The 17481-nt window shown below is 47.4% G+C and carries 13 protein-coding genes; 12 read left to right on the forward strand and 1 reads right to left on the reverse strand.

Annotated features, from left to right (window positions below):
* Positions 1-29: 29 nt before the first annotated feature.
* The 5 genes from STRDD12_RS06210 to radA all read left to right on the forward strand — a co-directional run bounded on the left by STRDD12_RS06210 (position 30) and on the right by radA (position 5749).
* On the forward strand, positions 30-1736 hold the full coding sequence (locus STRDD12_RS06210; RefSeq protein ID WP_066916285.1) for an ABC transporter ATP-binding protein: 1707 nt from the start codon (positions 30-32) through the stop codon (positions 1734-1736).
* Positions 1737-3485, forward strand: a complete 1749-nt coding sequence (locus STRDD12_RS06215; RefSeq protein ID WP_066916287.1) for an ABC transporter ATP-binding protein — start codon at positions 1737-1739, stop codon at positions 3483-3485.
* A 127-nt stretch (positions 3486-3612) separates the two neighbouring features.
* Positions 3613-3852 carry a DUF454 family protein gene (locus STRDD12_RS06220; protein ID WP_066916290.1) on the forward strand — a complete coding sequence of 80 codons (240 nt, stop codon included), beginning with the start codon at positions 3613-3615 and terminating at the stop codon, positions 3850-3852.
* A 4-nt stretch (positions 3853-3856) separates the two neighbouring features.
* On the forward strand, positions 3857-4306 hold the full coding sequence (locus STRDD12_RS06225; protein WP_066916291.1) for a dUTP diphosphatase: 450 nt from the start codon (positions 3857-3859) through the stop codon (positions 4304-4306).
* 81 nt (positions 4307-4387) lie between these two features.
* Positions 4388-5749: a DNA repair protein RadA gene (gene radA, locus STRDD12_RS06230; RefSeq protein WP_066916293.1), complete on the forward strand. Its 1362-nt coding sequence runs from the start codon at positions 4388-4390 to the stop codon at positions 5747-5749.
* Positions 5750-5797: 48 nt separating this feature from the next.
* On the opposite strand, the gene STRDD12_RS06235 is transcribed toward radA, so the two are convergent.
* Complete coding sequence (locus STRDD12_RS06235) at positions 5798-8002, reverse strand: carbohydrate-binding domain-containing protein (protein WP_066916295.1); 2205 nt, start codon at positions 8000-8002, stop codon at positions 5798-5800.
* 208 nt (positions 8003-8210) lie between these two features.
* Between STRDD12_RS06235 and STRDD12_RS06240 the strand changes: the two genes are divergently transcribed.
* The 7 genes from STRDD12_RS06240 to glgP all read left to right on the forward strand — a co-directional run bounded on the left by STRDD12_RS06240 (position 8211) and on the right by glgP (position 17213).
* Positions 8211-8708 carry a beta-class carbonic anhydrase gene (locus tag STRDD12_RS06240; RefSeq protein ID WP_066916297.1) on the forward strand — a complete coding sequence of 166 codons (498 nt, stop codon included), beginning with the start codon at positions 8211-8213 and terminating at the stop codon, positions 8706-8708.
* 154 nt (positions 8709-8862) lie between these two features.
* Positions 8863-9582: a nicotinamide mononucleotide transporter gene (locus STRDD12_RS06245; protein WP_066916299.1), complete on the forward strand. Its 720-nt coding sequence runs from the start codon at positions 8863-8865 to the stop codon at positions 9580-9582.
* A gap of 17 nt (positions 9583-9599) precedes the next feature.
* The gene (locus tag STRDD12_RS06250) at positions 9600-10340 is read left to right on the forward strand and encodes an NUDIX domain-containing protein (protein WP_066916301.1); all 741 of its coding nucleotides are present in this window, start codon (positions 9600-9602) and stop codon (positions 10338-10340) included.
* 436 nt (positions 10341-10776) lie between these two features.
* Positions 10777-12114, forward strand: a complete 1338-nt coding sequence (pepC, locus tag STRDD12_RS06255; RefSeq protein WP_066916303.1) for an aminopeptidase C — start codon at positions 10777-10779, stop codon at positions 12112-12114.
* Between the two features lie 164 nt (positions 12115-12278).
* Complete coding sequence (locus tag STRDD12_RS06260; protein WP_066916305.1) at positions 12279-13295, forward strand: LacI family DNA-binding transcriptional regulator; 1017 nt, start codon at positions 12279-12281, stop codon at positions 13293-13295.
* Between the two features lie 130 nt (positions 13296-13425).
* Complete coding sequence (malQ, locus tag STRDD12_RS06265; RefSeq protein WP_066916307.1) at positions 13426-14937, forward strand: 4-alpha-glucanotransferase; 1512 nt, start codon at positions 13426-13428, stop codon at positions 14935-14937.
* A 5-nt stretch (positions 14938-14942) separates the two neighbouring features.
* Positions 14943-17213 carry a glycogen/starch/alpha-glucan family phosphorylase gene (glgP, locus tag STRDD12_RS06270; protein WP_066916309.1) on the forward strand — a complete coding sequence of 757 codons (2271 nt, stop codon included), beginning with the start codon at positions 14943-14945 and terminating at the stop codon, positions 17211-17213.
* The last annotated feature ends 268 nt before the right edge of the window (positions 17214-17481 follow it).

Below are 17481 nucleotides of genomic sequence, written 5' to 3' on the forward strand. Positions count from 1 at the left end.
AGCGTTTTTAACGATATGAAGGAGGAAATATGCTATTAAAAGCAGTACTTAAGTACAAGTGGCAGGTCTTGGGTTCCGTTACCATGGTCTGCCTTTATGTTGCCAGTAGCCTGATGCAGCCCTACTATCTAGAGCGTGTATTGGCAGCTGTTTCTAAAAATGATCAGGCGGCTATCCTGCATCTAGGTGCTTGGCTAGTCGGTATTGCCCTCATGGGTTTGGTAGCTGGTGCGCTTAACACGGTGCTAGCAGCCTTTATCGCCCAGTCGGTATCGGCTGACATTCGCGAGCGGCTTTTTAAGAAAATTCAATCCTTTTCTTATGCCAATATTGAAGACTTCAATGCTGGAAATCTGGTTGTACGGATGACCAATGACGTCAATCAGGTGCAAAACTTGTTGATGATGTTCTTTCAAGTGCTCTTACGCATGCCCATTATTTTTGTTGGGGCTTTTGTAATGGCCTTGGTCACTCTTCCACAACTGTGGTGGATTGTCATTGGCATGGTCCTTTTGATTGGCCTAGGGATGGGCTTGCTTATGGGCATGATGGGGCCTCGTTTTGCAGTTTTTCAAGGGCTAATGGACCGCATCAATAGTATTGCCAAGGAGAACTTGCGAGGGGTTCGGGTGGTCAAGTCCTTTGTTCAAGAAAAGCCACAGGAGGAAAAGTTCCGTCAGGTTTCAGACGAACTCTTGGGCCTTAACCTTTTCATCGGAAACGGTTTTGCCTTTTTGCAACCTTTCTTTTTCCTGGTTTCCTACCTGGCGCTCTACCTGGCTATCTATATGGTTTATACCATGATGGGAACAGTGCCTGAAGGGGTCAACCGTTTGGCTTCATTTGACACCTATTTGATGCAAATTATGTTTGCTATCATCATGCTGGGCTTTTTGTCGACGAATATCACTCGGGCTTTGGTGTCCATTCGTCGGATTAAGGAAGTGCTGACGACAGAGCCTGCAATGACCTTTGCCACAGATGAGGTGCATGACCTGGAAGGTTCTGTCAAATTTGACCATGTCACCTTTACGTATCCAAAAGACACAGAGCCAACGCTTAAGGATGTGAGCTTTCATATCCAAGCTGGTCAGATGGTCGGCGTTGTTGGGGCTACAGGGTCAGGAAAATCGACTCTGGCTCAACTGATTCCACGTTTATTTGACCCACAAGAGGGAAAAATCACTATCGGGGGTGAAAACCTCAAGGATATGAGTCAGAGAACTCTGCGGGAGACGGTGTCCATCGTCTTGCAAAAAGCGATTTTGTTCTCTGGGACGATTGCCTCCAACATCCGTCAAGGAAAACGTGATGCCAAAGATTATGAAATTGCGCGTGCGGCACGTATCGCCCAGGCGCGTGAGTTTATTGACCGTATGCCAAGCACTTACGACAGTGAAGTCGAGGAGCGGGGAAATAACTTCTCGGGCGGGCAAAAGCAACGGATGTCTATTGCGCGTGGTTTGGTCTCAAAGCCCAAGGTCTTAATCTTGGATGACTCCACATCAGCCCTAGATGCCCAATCAGAAAAACTTGTTCAAGAAGCCCTGCATAAGGACCTTAAGGGGACGACAACCATTATCATTGCGCAAAAGATTTCTTCTGTCTTAAAGGCTGACAAGATTTTAGTCTTAGACGAGGGGCGCTTGATTGGTGAAGGAAGCCACAAGGAACTCTTGGAATCTAACGCTGTTTACCGCGAAATCTTTGAAACACAAAAAGGAAAGGAGGCCTAAATGACAACCGCACGTTTTTTCTGGTCTTATTTTAAGGCCTTCAAGCTATCTTTTCTCACCATACTGGTAATGATTTTAGTGGCGACAATTGCCCAAGTTGTGGCCCCTATCTACATTGGTCAGGCGATTGCAGCCTTGGCCCAGTTGGTGCAGGAACCCAAGGCAAGCGGTCATTTCTTTTCAGTACTCAATCAGATGCTCATTGCAATCGTGCTGATGACCCTGTCCTCTTTGGTCTATAGCTTGCTTTTTAACCGTATTATCAGCCATTCTACCAATCAGATGCGTAAGGGCCTCTTTGGGAAGCTCGAACAGTTGACGGTCAGCTTTTTTGACCGCCATCAGGATGGTGACATCCTGTCTCGTTTCACGTCTGATTTGGATAATATCCAAAATGCCTTTAACCAATCCTTGGTAACCGTGGTGACACAGGGAGTTCTCTACATTGGCATCGTTCTCATGATGTTTGTGGCCAATCCGCAACTGGCCTTGGTGACAGTAGCGACAACCCCGATTGCAGTGGTCTTTCTGGTTGTGATTATCCGCCTGTCTCGTAAGTACACTGACCTCCAACAAAAGAAGGTCGGTGCCCTCAATGCCTACATGGATGAAAATGTTTCTGGGCAGAAGGCTATCATTGTCCAAGGCTTGCAAGAAGAGGTCATTTCAGGCTTTATGGCGCAGAATGACGAGGTTCGCAAGGCGACCTTTAAGGGCCGTATTTTTGCAGGTCTACTTTTTCCAGTCATGAATGGTCTGAGTTTGATCAATACGGCCATTGTTATCTTTTGGGGTTCCAGTCTTGTTTTGGCGGACCAATCGCTCTCAACTGCAGCGGCGCTTGGTTTGGTCGTGACCTTTGTGCAATATTCCCAACAATATTATCAACCCATGATGCAGATTGCCTCTAGTTGGGCGGAAATGCAGTTGGCCTTTACAGGGGCCCAGCGGATTCAAGAAGTCTTTGACGAGCCTAACGAAGTGCGTCCTGAAAATGGTCCGGAATTTACCCAACTGGCTCAAGGTGTTAGCATTGACCATGTTGATTTTAGCTACTTGCCAGGAAAACCTATCCTAAGAGATGTCTCCATCGAGGCACCTCGGGGTCAGATGACAGCAGTGGTTGGGCCAACAGGTTCTGGGAAGACGACTATCATGAATCTGATCAATCGTTTCTACGATGTCGATAGTGGTGCTATCCGTTTTGATGGACGTGACATTCGTGACTACGACTTGGATAGTCTGCGTCGCCATGTGGGTATCGTCTTGCAGGAGTCCTTCCTCTTTTCAGGGACGATTCGAGACAATATCGCCTTTGGGAACCCTGAGGCGAGTCAAGCAGCCGTTGAAACGGCTGCCAAAGCTACCCATATCCATGACTTTATCATGAGTTTGCCAGAGGGTTACGACACTCAGGTGGATGATGAGCAAAATGTCTTTTCAACGGGTCAAAAGCAATTGATTTCCATCGCGCGGACCTTGCTGACAGACCCACAGGTTTTAATCTTGGATGAGGCGACGTCAAATGTTGACACCGTGACCGAGAGTAAGATTCAGGCGGCTATGGAAACCGTCATCGCCGGTCGAACGAGCTTTGTGATTGCCCACCGCTTAAAAACAATTTTAAACGCGGATCAAATTATCGTCCTTAAGGATGGGGTGGTCATTGAGCAGGGCAGCCATGCAGACTTGTTAGCGCAGAATGGTTTTTATGCAGAACTTTACCATAATCAATTTACCTTTGATTAGACAGATGACAGCCACACAGGCTGTTTTTTTGTTTGGTGAGGTAAATACTTGCATGGGAAGAGAGTTGTAAGCTATAATTAAGGGGCATTTGTTATGATGACAAAAATTTCATTAGGGAGGCGAGCTTATGCGCATATTTTACGGACTTCTGGGAATCCTTAATATCTTACTGGGCATTTTAGGCAGTGTGTTACCTATCATGCCAGGTTTTATTTTTTATTTCTTTGCCCTGATTTGCTTTATGCGCATGTCACCTCGCTTCAAACAGTGGGTGCAAAGACAATCTCTTTATCGCAAACTCATGAAACAAATGCACCAACACCGTAAAAATAAACGCCTGAAACAAATGGCAAAAGCACAAGGGTGAAAAGATGACAAAAATACGAGGATTTGAATTGGTTTCGCCCTTTGCTGGGCAAGAAGAACTCCTACCCAAGCGGGAAACAGCCCATGCAGCGGGCTATGACCTCAAGGTAGCTCAACAAACCCGCATCGCTCCAGGTGAGATTGTTCTGGTACCAACAGGTGTCAAAGCTTATATGCAACCAGGCGAGGTGCTCTACCTCTATGACCGCTCCAGCAATCCCCGTAAAAAGGGTTTGGTTTTGATTAATTCGGTCGGGGTCATCGATGGGGATTATTACGGAAACCCTCATAATGAAGGTCATATTTATGCGCAAATGCAAAATATCACAGACCAAGTTGTTGAGCTAGCGGTCGGTGACCGGATTGTTCAGGCTGTTTTTGCCCCTTTTCTGATAGCAGATGGAGATGAGGCGACAGGCCAACGAACGGGTGGCTTTGGTTCAACAGGTCATTAATACGAATAAAAAAGAAAGAGTGCCCGCGACAGTTGTCCCAGGCCCTTTTTCATGACAATCATAGAAAAGAGACAGATAGCTATGGCTAAGAAAAAATCCACTTTTGTTTGCCAAGAGTGTGGCTACCATTCCCCCAAATATCTAGGGCGTTGCCCCAACTGTTCGGCTTGGTCCTCCTTTGTAGAAGAAGTTGAAGTGGCTGAGGTCAAAAATGCGCGTGTCAGTCTGACGGGAGAACGCAGTCAACCAACCAAGCTCAAAGATGTTACCTCCATTACCTATGCCCGCACGCAGACAGACATGGACGAATTTAACCGTGTGCTGGGTGGCGGTGTGGTTCCTGGAAGTTTGGTTCTTATTGGAGGGGACCCTGGTATCGGGAAGTCTACCCTGCTGTTGCAGGTATCCACTCAGCTGGCTTCCAAGGGAACGGTACTCTACGTTTCTGGTGAGGAGTCGGCAGAGCAAATCAAGTTACGCAGTGAGCGCCTGGGCGATATTGACAATGAGTTTTACCTTTATGCGGAGACCAATATGCAGGCTATTCGTGCGCAGATTGACCAGATTAAACCTGATTTTCTCATCATAGACTCCATTCAGACCATTATGAGTCCTGAGGTCTCAAGTGTCCAGGGTTCGGTTTCTCAGGTGCGAGAGGTGACAGCGGAGCTCATGCAGTTGGCTAAAACCAATAATATTGCCACCTTTATCGTCGGTCATGTGACCAAGGAAGGGACCTTGGCTGGGCCTCGGATGCTGGAGCACATGGTGGACACGGTTCTTTATTTTGAAGGGGAGCGTCACCATACGTTTCGTATTTTGCGGGCGGTCAAAAACCGCTTTGGGTCGACCAATGAAATTGGTATTTTTGAGATGCGCTCGGGTGGGCTTGTTCAGGTGACAAATCCTAGCCAAGTTTTTCTGGAAGAGCGACTAGACGGAGCGACGGGTTCGGCCATCGTTGTGACCATGGAGGGCAGTCGGCCTATCCTAGCAGAGGTCCAATCCTTGGTGACGCCGACGGTTTTTGGCAATGCCAAACGGACAACGACAGGCTTGGACTTTAACCGGGTTAGCCTGATTATGGCTGTTTTGGAGAAGCGCTGTGGGCTTCTCCTGCAAAATCAGGATGCCTATCTCAAGGCTGCCGGCGGTGTCCGCCTGGATGAGCCAGCCATTGACTTGGCAGTAGCTGTGGCCATCGCCTCTAGCTATAAGGAAAAGCCAACCAACCCACAGGAATGTTTCATCGGTGAGATTGGCTTAACGGGTGAAATCCGTCGTGTCACCCGTATGGAGCAGCGGGTCAATGAAGCTGCCAAACGAGGCTTTACAAAAATTTATGCCCCTAAAAATGCCCTGCAGGGCCTGGTTTTCCCTGACACTATTCAGGTTATCGGTGTCTCAACAGTTAGCGACGTCCTTAAAGCTGTTTTTGGCTGAGAAGAAAAAGCAAACTCTAAGAGTTTGCTTTTTTTTCATTTTTTGAGATTAGAAATACCAAACTTGACCGAATGAAAGTTGCTCTCCTAGCTGAGACTTGGCAGGTCTACCTTGTGAGACGAGTTGTCTTGGCCCTTTTGGACCTGTCTGTGCAGGGCTTGGCTGGTAGGGGCCGGTTTGAAATCTTTGGGACACTCTAGCTATTTGGCGCATAGGATGGGCTTGCTCAAGGACGGGGTGTTCTGTCGTCCGTGCATCAATTGTCTGACCATCCCTGCTTTTAGATCGTTCTTTAGCCATTTGCTTGCTATTGTTGGCAATCGTTTCTGAGTTACTATCAGATGTAGTGTCGGCATCCTCGCTGGTGACCTTTGAACTGCTATCTGCGACTAGCTGGGGGTCATAAGTGCTGTCAGAAGCAGTATCAGCGCTAGTCTCGCTCACTGTCTCTGCCATAGTAGTATCAGCAGCTGTCTGGGTTGCTTCGTCGCTACTGGTATCACTAGATGACTCTGAACTTGACTCATTTGGTGGGGTCAGGTCACCGGATGGTAGCTCAGGCGGTGTGGTGCCGTCACCGCCGAACCCACCTGGTCCACTAGTTTCTGTTGTTTCGGTGGTGGCAGTCGTTGTTGAGGTTTGACCGGCGGAGGTGGTCACAGTGTAACTGCCTCCAGAGGTGATGGCCTCGGTTGAGAGAACGATATTGGTAAAGGCCACATCAGCGGTTGTGCTGGCAATGATATTTCCTGCGCTGTCAGTCACAGTGATAGTGTCACCAGCAGAACCAGAGATATTGACCATGATATAGGCCTGACTGGAGCCAGTGTCAAAGGCTTGGGCCATACCAGTCTGCCCAATGGCCCAGGTGGTTCCACCGGTCACAAGACCTGTCCCATCATAGTCTAGGGCGCCGTTGTCTTCTGTTGTCGATTGGGTCTTGAGTGTCCCGCCGGTCACCGTAAAGTTACCGTTTGAGTCAATGCCGTCACCGTCTGCGATGACCGTTGTCGTTCCCCCGTTGATGGTAATAGAGACACTGTCAGCAGCATTGTCTGTCCCGTAAAAAGGATCCTTGGACACGATGCCATCGTCACTGGCGACCAGGTATAGGGTGCCTCCATTGATAATGATGTCGCTTCCGACTAGGGCTTCATAGGAGGTGTTGATGGTAATTGTCCCGTCATTGACCGTTAGGGTATTGCCTGACTTGATGCCCGCAGTCCCCTCATTTGTGCTAGCAGTGATGGTAATGCTTCCGCCGTTAATGGTCAGATTGGCAGCATCAGGATCAGTGCTAGAGACTACCCAGATACCCGAACCGTTTGAAGTGATGACTAGGGTTCCGCTAGTAACCGTTAGGTCGTCGCTGGTCACGATACCATAGGTACTGACATTGGAAATGGTCAAATTACCTTCCCCTTCAATGGTCAGGTTGGTCGCAGATACACCATAGCTACCGCCTGACAGAGTGTTTTCTGAGTTATCAGCGAGATAGAGTTTGTTGCTTCCTGTGCTGTTAAAGGTAATAGCGTAAAGAGCAGCGTTGTTTAGAGTTATGGTGACAGCTTGTGTGACAGCCTCAGAGACAATGAGCGTGTAGTCGCTCATGTCACCTGTTAGCGTTACCGTACCCGCACTGGAAACTGTAATGGTCTTGTCTTGGGTATTGACGCTGACGGCATCCGAGGATGCTGTCACGACACCATCTACTAGACTGACAGTTGTTTCGGTGCTTGCACCTGTCCTTGCCGTACTTGTCGCTGTTTCAGAGGTGGCTGTGTCACTCGTCAGGGTCTCACTCGTACTGGTAATAGTGTTGTCGCTAGTGCTAGTCGCATCAGTGTTTTCGGCTGTTGTGGTCTCTGTTGTCGTATCGGAACTTGTGGCACTGCTGTCAGCCTCAGTGTTGGTACTAGCGGTGTCAGTAGTGCTGGTTGCTGTTTCAGCGGTTTCGTCTGTGCTTGTTGTCTCCGTCGATTGGTCAGTAGTGCTTGTATCACTTGATGACTGACTAGCCTCTGTCTGAGCATCAGTGGTCTCTGTCGCTGTTTGAGAACGACTGTCAGTGGTGACGGTCGTTTCCTCTGTCTGACTGGCAAAGTCGTCAGCAGAAACGGATGGCCCAACTGCTAAAATGGCAAGGCTTCCTGCCAGGATAATACCTGAAATAAGTCCTTTTTTAGACTTTCTGAGAAATCCGTGGCCAGAACGACTGGTTTTCGTTCGGTTTAAGTTTATTCTTTGACTCATAATATTCTTCTCCGTTCGTTTTTTGTGCTGCAACGGGGACTAGTATAGGCAAGCTGTCTTATTTTTTTCTAAATCTTGATATTATGTTTGTAACAGCGCATTTTCTGTGTAGGGAGTCCTCTACAGGAGGTTTGGTCTGACAAATGCTAGGGAAAGTGGTATGATGGCACAGATGAGGGCCAAATTTTGGGCTCGTAAAGGAGGCTGTATGACCTATTTTTCAAATTTTCTCAAGGCCAATGAAGCCTACGTTGACCTGCATGGCACGCAACATTTGCCCATCACCCCTAAGACGAAGGTGGCCATTGTGACTTGTATGGACTCACGTTTGCACGTGGCGCCTGCTTTGGGCTTAGCGCTAGGGGATGCCCATATCCTGCGGAATGCTGGCGGGCGAGTGACTGATGACGTTATCCGTTCTCTGGTCATTTCCCAGCAACAGTTGGGGACGTCTGAAATCATCGTTCTCCACCATACAGACTGTGGGGCGCAAAAATTTCACAATGCGGATTTTCAAAAAGAACTGGAAAATCGCTTTTCGGTGGCTACCCGTCACTTAGACTTTTTGCCTTTTTCAGACCCTGCTAGCAGTGTCATCGAGGATATTCACAAGTTAAAGGCCTCTCCACTGATACCTGATGATTGCCCAATCTCGGGTGGGGTTTATGATGTCGATACAGGACTTATCACGCCTGTAGAGGCTTAGCCCTAGCTATGCCCCTAAAGGCATGAATACGTAACATTTTCAGAGAGCCGATGAGGCTCTTTTTTTATCAATTTGAAAAAAACCTTGACAGGCTTTAAAAAGGGTGTATAATAGTTTATATCAAAATGATAAAAATAAAATTTAAGGAGTTATCATGTTACACAAACTTGCACAATCCAAGTGGTTTGACCTATTGGGGGTAGCTATCGTGGTGGGGATTGCCCTAGCCAGCGGTTATTTGACCGAGACCTTGGCCGATGTGGTCAATTGGGGCCCCTGGACGGTCTTTGTTCCTTTTGGCCTGATTTCTATTGGAAACTCGGTCTTGTCTATCATGTCGACTCGTTTGACGGGGCGCATGAGCAATGTTGGAAATATCGTTGGGATTATCAATGTCGTCTTGTCGGGGACTATTGACTACCTGCTTGGCAATAAGGCTGCCATCATCACCTATCCTGTGACCTTTATCATCTACACCTTTGCCATTAACAAGTGGATGAAGACTGAGAAATATGAGGCTTCCCGTCCCTTGACAGGTGCCAAGGGGCTTGCAACCATGATTGCCATCTTTGCAGGGGCTCTGATTTTCTCCTTTGCGACCAACTACATTGGTTATGCGGGTCAGATTAATCTCCTCTTTTGGGTGACGACTCTGGCCTTCGGTCTCTCAATGGGAGCTAACGTCCTCAATGCCATGAAGCTGACCATGCAATGGCGCTTTTGGTTCTTGTATAACTTGGTACAACTGGTTAAGGCGCTGGTTCAAGGCAATTGGGCCAATGTCGGTAAATATATCTACTACATCATCAACAGCATCGCTGCGCTGAGTTTTTGGACCAAGCCTAAAGAAACCGAGCCACTTGCTGAATTGTGACCTTAAGGAGATATGGTATGAAGACTTTTGATAATCGGGCGGATGAACGCCGCTATTATGAAGAAGAAGCCAGTGAAGCGGACTACCTCACTTGGTACCATCAGCAGGATTGGCCAGAATACCCCAAGCCTAGTGTGACCGTGGACTTTATCCTTTTGCGCTATAGTCGTCAAACAGCTGAGTTGGAGTGCCTCTTGATTCGTCGCAAGCACCACCCTTGGCGGGGCCAGTATGCCTTGGCTGGTGGTTTTGTCGAACCGCATGAGGACATTGTGGCAGCAGGCATTCGTGAGCTCCACGAGGAGACAGGCCTTACCTTGTCGCCCAAGCAAATCAAGCAACTCCCTGCCTGGTCTAAGCCAGACCGTGACCCCCGTGGCTGGGTCATCACCAATCCTCTGGTGGTGCAGTTAGGTCCTCAAGAGGGGCAAGAGGCCTTGGCTGGTGATGATGCGCAATCGCTTTCTTGGTTTGGCCTGTCAGACCTTCCAGCAGTCATGGCCTGCGACCACAAGGAAATCCTTGCCTATGCTTTGGACACCGTTCGCACGCGTCTTGCAACACAGGGACTCTATGCGATTCAAGCCCTTCTCGGCGACCAGTTTACCCTGGCCGACCTTCAAGCCATCCTAGAGAGCCTGCTAGGCCATAAGGTCGTCCGTAGTAATCTTAAGCGCAATTACCGGGACCAACTCGTGATTTTAGGCACCCAGAAAAATGCCAGTGGCCGTCCAGCCGAAGTTTTAGGCCTGGCCTAGTCGGTGACAGACTGTCTACCATAGACGAAAGGGGATTTCTCTTTCAGGGAGAAGTCTCAAAAAAACGTTCCACCCATTTCCCGATGAAGGGAAGATGAGTGGAACGTTTTTGGATTATTGAGGCTGAGTTTTTTTTTTGGGGGGGTAAAGGGTTAATGCTAAAAAAATAGCGGAAAATGAAAAATTGGAATTTAAGCTAACTTTTAGCGCCTCTTAAGACCCTTTTAAGCTAGCCTGGCTATACTATAGTCATCCCAAAACTTTTCTTTTTCATAAATCTCCTGAGAACACTCGGCCCTGCGTCGGGTGTTTTCTTTTGTGTTGGAAAATGGCAGTGCCACATGCTAGCGAAAGCTTTGCCTAGCAAAAGGCATTTTTGCTTTTCAAGTGCTAGGCTTTAAGCTATAATGGCTGTAGACTTATAAGGAGGACACTAATGACAGCTTTAGATTCATCATTTACCGATCGTCTCTATGCCAACTACGAGGCTAATCCAACCTTTTCAGCTATGGAGAACGCCATCACACACAATGGTTTGCTCAAGTCTTTGGAAACCCGTTCAGGTGAGGTCAACAATCCCTTTGCCTTTTCGATTGACCTGACCAAAGACCCAGTGGCTGATCAAAAGGCATCTGGTCGTTGCTGGATGTTTGCAGCGCTCAATACCTTTCGTCACAAACTTTTGACAGATTTTCAACTGGAAAATTTTGAATTGTCACAGGCGCATACCTTTTTCTGGGACAAGTATGAAAAATCCAACTGGTTCTTGGAACAAATCCTCGCGACAGCCGACCAAGAAGTGGGTAGTCGTAAGGTGAAATTCCTCTTAGACACCCCGCAACAAGACGGCGGGCAGTGGGATATGGTCGTGACCCTCTTTAACAAATACGGTGTCGTGCCAAAGAGTGTCTACCCTGAATCAGAAGCATCAAGCAATAGTCGTGAGCTCAACCAGTACCTCAACAAGTTGTTGCGCCAAGATGCGCAAATCTTGCGTGACTTGGTTGCTAGCGGTGCTGACAAGGCAAGCGTCCAAGCCAAAAAAGAAGAGCTCTTGCAAGAAATCTTTAACTTTTTGGCCATGACTCTGGGCTTACCGCCTCGTCAGTTTGATTTTGCCTATCGGGATAAAGAAAACAACTACCACACGGAAAGTCAGATTACCCCTCAGGCTTTCTTTGAGAAGTATGTGAACCTGCACCTTGAAGACTATGTGTCTATCATCAACGCACCGACAGCAGATAAACCTTATGGGAAGTCCTATACGGTTGAGATGCTGGGTAATGTGGTGGGTGGTCCAGCTGTGCGCTACCTCAACCTCGATATGGCCCGCTTTAAAGAACTAGCGGTCAACCAGCTCAAGTCTGGTGAAACCATCTGGTTTGGTTCAGATGTTGGCCAAGTCTCAGACCGTAAAAAGGGGATTTTAGCCACAGATGTTTATGATTTTACTTCTGGCATGAACCTGTCCTTGACGCAAGACAAGGCAGGCCGTCTGGACTATAGTGAAAGCCTCATGACCCATGCCATGGTCTTGACAGGCGTGGACCTGGATGAAGCAGGCCAACCACGGCGTTGGAAGGTGGAAAACTCTTGGGGTGATAAGGTCGGTGAAAAGGGTTATTTTGTCGCTTCGGATGCCTGGATGGATGAGTACACTTACCAAATTGTTGTCCGCAAAGACCTCTTGACGGCTGAAGAATTAGCAGCCTATGAGGCGCAACCTATCGTTCTTGCCCCATGGGACCCAATGGGCGCCTTAGCGAGTAAGTAAGTCGTATTAAACCAGTCTAGATAAAGCTAGACTGGTTTTTATGTGTAAGGGATTCCTCTAAGAGATGGTGGCGGTTACCTGCCTTTTGCCCTTGATTCGTCAGGATATCTGGTGTAAAATGCTAGAGAATCACTCTCTTAAGGCGATAAGAAAAAGGAAAGCATATGGTAACCATTAAAGATGTGGCAAAGCGGGCGGGCGTCAACCCGTCGACCGTTAGCCGCAGTTTGAAAGACAGCAAAAGTATCTCAGAAAAGACCAAGGCCAAGGTGAGACAGGCTATGGAAGATTTGGGTTATGTTCCCAATGTCGCAGCCAGCCAGTTAGCCAGCGGTTTGACCCAGTCGGTTGGTGTGATTTTCCCACCCAGTACTTCTCCAGACCGTTTGACCCAGCCCTTTTTCATGGAGATTTTAACAGCCATCAATGATGAAGCAAAAAAACGGCATTTTGCCATTGCCATAGGAACTGGAGACAGTGCCCAGGACCTCAAAGAGCAAGTGGCTCTCATGCACAAGCAAAAGTTGGTTGACGGCTTTATTGTCCTCTACACGGAAAAAGACGACCCCGTTAGCCATTATTTACAAGAAAATCACATTCCTTTTGTGAGCGTCGGCCAGGCTGAGGATGGGGTGAAAAATCGCAGTTTTGTCGATAACGATAATGCCTTGATGGCCCAAGAAGCTGTGGACTATTTGGTGTCAAAAGGCCACGAACGCATTCTTTTTGTGACGCCTAGTGAGACGGAGACCCTGAGTCAAGTCCGTTATGCCGGCTATGTCAAAGGCATGCAGGCACATGCCCTCAGCCCTCTGGCCATTGGTCTGTTTGCCCCTAAAAACCCTGAAACCATTGACCAGCTTGGTAGCCTGATTAAAAGTCACCGCATCACTGCCGTCATTGCTTTAGATGACCTCTTGGCCCTGCGCCTTATGCAACTGCTATCTTTTTATGACCTGGCGGTTCCAGATGATGTGTCTATACTGAGCTTTAACAACTCGCTATATGCTAAGATTCTCCACCCCTATTTGACCACTTACGACATTGGGGTTGCGGCCTTGGGACAAGAAAGTTTGACCCACCTTTTAAAGGAAATCGCTGAAAAGACGGCGGACCCCCAACAGCTCGTGGTTCCTTTTGCCCTTAAAGAACGAGAGAGTGTCCGAGATTTGCGAAAATAGTTCTAAAACGCTGAATTCAGCGTTTTTTTATTTTTCTTAAAAAAATTTCAGGGAGGGCTTGACTTATGCAAACGTTTGCGTTAAACTAAAATCAATCTAGAAAGAGAAGAAAAGTTAAGGAGGCTAGATTATGGACAAACGAGCAAGTGGCATTCTTATGCACATCACCTCTTTGCCAGGTCGTTTTGGCATTGGGACTTTTGGGCAAGCGGCATTTGATTTTGTGGATTTCTTAAAAGAGACCAAGCAGACTTACTGGCAAATCCTACCTCTGACGACGACGAGTTATGGGGATTCGCCTTATCAATCTTTTTCAGCGGTTGCTGGGAACACCAACTTGATTGACTTTGACCTTTTGCTTGCGCAGGGCCTGTTGGAAGAAGCAGACCTTGCGGGTGTTGACTTTGGTTGTGACCCGCACCGGGTTGACTATGGGCTTTTGTTTAAGGTGCGGCGCCCACTCTTGGAAAAAGCTGTTGTTGCCTTTTTGGCAAGTGCCGACAATCTAAAAAAACTAGTAGCCTTTGAAGCAGAGCAAGGCTCTTGGCTGGGAGATTTTGCAGAGTTCATGGCCATCAAGGAAAGCTTTGCTAATGTCGCCTTGCAAGACTGGCCTGACAAGGCCCTGCTAAAACGGGATAAGCTGGCCCTGGAAAAAGCTCGTGTGGCTTTGGTGGAGGTTATTAACTACCATAAGGTCACTCAGTATTTCTTTTTTGACCAATGGCAAGCTCTTAAATCTTATGCCAATGCTCAGGGGATTGCTATCATCGGCGATATGCCAATCTATGTGGCAGCTGATAGTGTGGAAGTGTGGACCCAGCCTGAGCTCTTTAAGTTAGAGGCCAATCGGGTACCCAAGGTGATTGCTGGCTGTCCACCTGATGACTTTTCAGATGTGGGGCAGCTCTGGGGCAACCCCATCTATGACTGGGCCTACCATGACAAGATGGGTTATACCTGGTGGATTTATCGGATTCAAGAATCGCTCAAACTCTACGATTACTTGCGGATTGACCATTTTAAAGGCTTTTCGGATTTTTGGGAAATTCCTCAAGGAGAAAAAACGGCTCGCAATGGGAAATGGGTATCTGGCCCGGGGAAGGCTCTCTTTGCAGCGGTTAAAGAAGCCCTTGGAGAAGTTCCTGTCATTGCGGAGGACTTGGGTTATATCGATGACAAGGCACGCGACCTCTTGGCCTTTACAGGCTTTCCAGGGATGAAAATTCTTGAATTTGGCTTTTTGGATACCACAGGTAATAGCATTGATGCGCCACATACCTTTACCCAACATAGCTTGGCCTATGTAGGGACACATGACAATGACGTGGCCAATGGCTGGTATGCCGGTCTGACGAGTGACCAACGCGACTATGCCAACGCCTATATGCACCGTGGTCCACGGGAATCCATTGCCCACGCCCTCTTACGGACCCTTTTTGCCAGCGTCAGCAACACCGCTATTGCCTCTATGCAGGATATCCTAAATCTGCCCGCCCAGAGCCGCATGAATATTCCTAATACCCTAGGAGGTAACTGGGAATGGCGCATGACAGCAGACCAACTGACGGATGCCCACAAGGCCTACCTGACCCACTTAACAAACTTATACAGTCGAGCCAATCACACCAAAGGAGAATAAGACAGATGTCATTTACGGCTTACATCACAAAAGAAACAGGACGCGATTTGCGTGATTTGGATAATGAAACCATCTACAAGGAACTTTTGGGCTATGTCAAAAGTTTAGCCAAGGATAAACCCAAAAATACAGGTAAACGCAAGGTTTACTACGTGTCAGCAGAGTTCTTAATTGGGAAACTCTTGTCTAACAACCTGATTAATTTGGGGATCTACAAGAAGACCAAGGACGAGCTGGAAAAAGCCGGTAAATCGATGGCAGAAATCGAAGATGTCGAACCAGAACCGTCTTTGGGAAATGGTGGCTTGGGCCGTTTGGCGTCTTGTTTTATTGATTCCATGGCGACCTTGGGAATCAATGGCGAAGGGGTCGGCCTCAATTACCACTGTGGTCTTTTTAAGCAAGTCTTTAATGCTAACCAACAAGAAGCAGAACCAAACTACTGGATTGACAACCCTTCTTGGCTCAACAAGACCAGTGTCCACTTTGACGTTCCCTTTCGGGATTTCACCCTCAAATCACGCTTGGACCAGATTGATGTCTTGGGCTATCATAAGGACCATAAAAATGCCCTGAACTTGTTTGACATTGAGGGAGTGGACTATGGCCTGATTGGTGAAGGCATTTCCTTTGATAAGACAGCCATTCAAAAAAATCTGACTCTCTTTTTATACCCAGATGATTCGGACAAGCAAGGGGAGTTGCTTCGGATTTACCAACAATATTTCATGGTGTCAAATGCCGCCCAATTGATTTTGGCGCAGGCGCTGGAACGTGGCTCTAACTTGCACGACTTGGCTGACTATGCTTACGTTCAGATTAATGATACTCACCCATCCCTAATTATTCCTGAGTTGATTCGCCTCTTGACTCAGACACATGGCCTAGACTTTTCAGAAGCAGTGGCTATTGTCCGTCAGATGACGGGTTACACCAACCATACTATTTTAGCGGAAGCCTTGGAAAAATGGCCCATCGCCTACCTCGAAGAAGTCGTGCCACACCTGATGCCTATTATCCGTCAATTGGACGACTTGGTGCGCCAAACTTACAGTAATCCAGCTGTGCAAATCATTGATGGCGACCAGCGGGTGCATATGGCTCATATGGATATTCACTTTTCAACTAGTGTCAATGGGGTAGCCGCCTTGCACACGGAAATTTTGAAAAATAGCGAACTAAAAGCCTTCTATGACATCTATCCTGAAAAATTCAATAACAAGACCAATGGGATTACTTTCCGGCGTTGGTTAGAATTTGCCAACCAAGATTTGGCAGCCTACATCAAGGAGCTCATCGGTGAGGACTATCTGACAGATGCGACCCAGCTGGAGAACTTGTTGAACTTCGTCGGGGATAAGGCTGTCTATGAGCGTTTGGAGGCCATCAAGCAAAACAACAAACGGTCCTTAAAACGTTACCTTAAGGCCAACAAGGGCTTGAATTTGGATGAAAACTCAATCATTGATACGCAGATTAAACGTTTCCATGAGTACAAACGCCAACAAATGAATGCCCTCTACGTGATACACCAATACCTGCAAATCAAAAAAGGTCACCTGCCTAAGCGCAAACTGACCGTGATTTTTGGCGGAAAGGCAGCGCCTGCCTATACCATTGCACAGGACATTATTCACCTGATTTTGTGCCTGTCTGAGTTGATTAACAAGGACCCTGAGGTCAGCCCTTACTTGAATGTTTTCTTGGTAGAAAACTACAATGTCACCGTTGCTGAACACCTCATTCCTGCGACGGATATTTCCGAACAGATTTCTCTCGCGTCAAAAGAAGCCTCAGGGACAGGGAACATGAAAATGATGCTAAATGGGGCCTTGACCTTGGGAACCATGGACGGTGCCAATGTGGAAATTGCAGACCTGGTCGGAAAAGACAATATCTACACATTTGGTAAAGACAGTGACACGGTTATCGACCTCTATGCCAAGGCAAGCTATTCTTCTCAAACCCTCTATACGGCAGACGAGGACATCAAGGAGGCTGTTGACTTTATCGTTAGTGCAGACTTGCTAGCGTTAGGTAAGGCTCAGCGTCTCGAACGTCTGCATGATGAGCTTATCAACAAGGACTGGTTTATGACCTTGCTGGACCTAAAAGAATACATTGCCACTAAAAATGCCATGCTAGCCGACTACGAAGACCGCGAGGCTTGGCAAGAAAAGGCCTTGATTAATATTGCTAAGGCAGGCTTTTTCTCCTCAGACCGGACCATCGAACAGTATAACGATGATATCTGGCATAGCCAAGTGACAAAATAGGCTTATCCTTGTGCAAGAGAAAGATTTCCACAAGCGCAAAAAAATTTCTTGAAAAAATAGGAAACTTAAGTCTCCTGCAAGCTTTCTCTAAGTAGCTGTTAAGTTTTCTTGGGTATACTTATCTCATCTTCAAAGAAGTGAGGTAAGACTTATGACACTCAAGATTAAAGTAACCTATGGAAAAACCTTTCAGAAAAACAAGACACCAAAATCCAGCTATGGAAAATAATTCACTTTGATAGAAAGTGATAAGCTAGGGCTTTTATGA

Origin of the sequence: Streptococcus sp. DD12 (genome assembly GCF_001578885.1) — a bacterium.
Lineage (GTDB): Bacteria > Bacillota > Bacilli > Lactobacillales > Streptococcaceae > Streptococcus.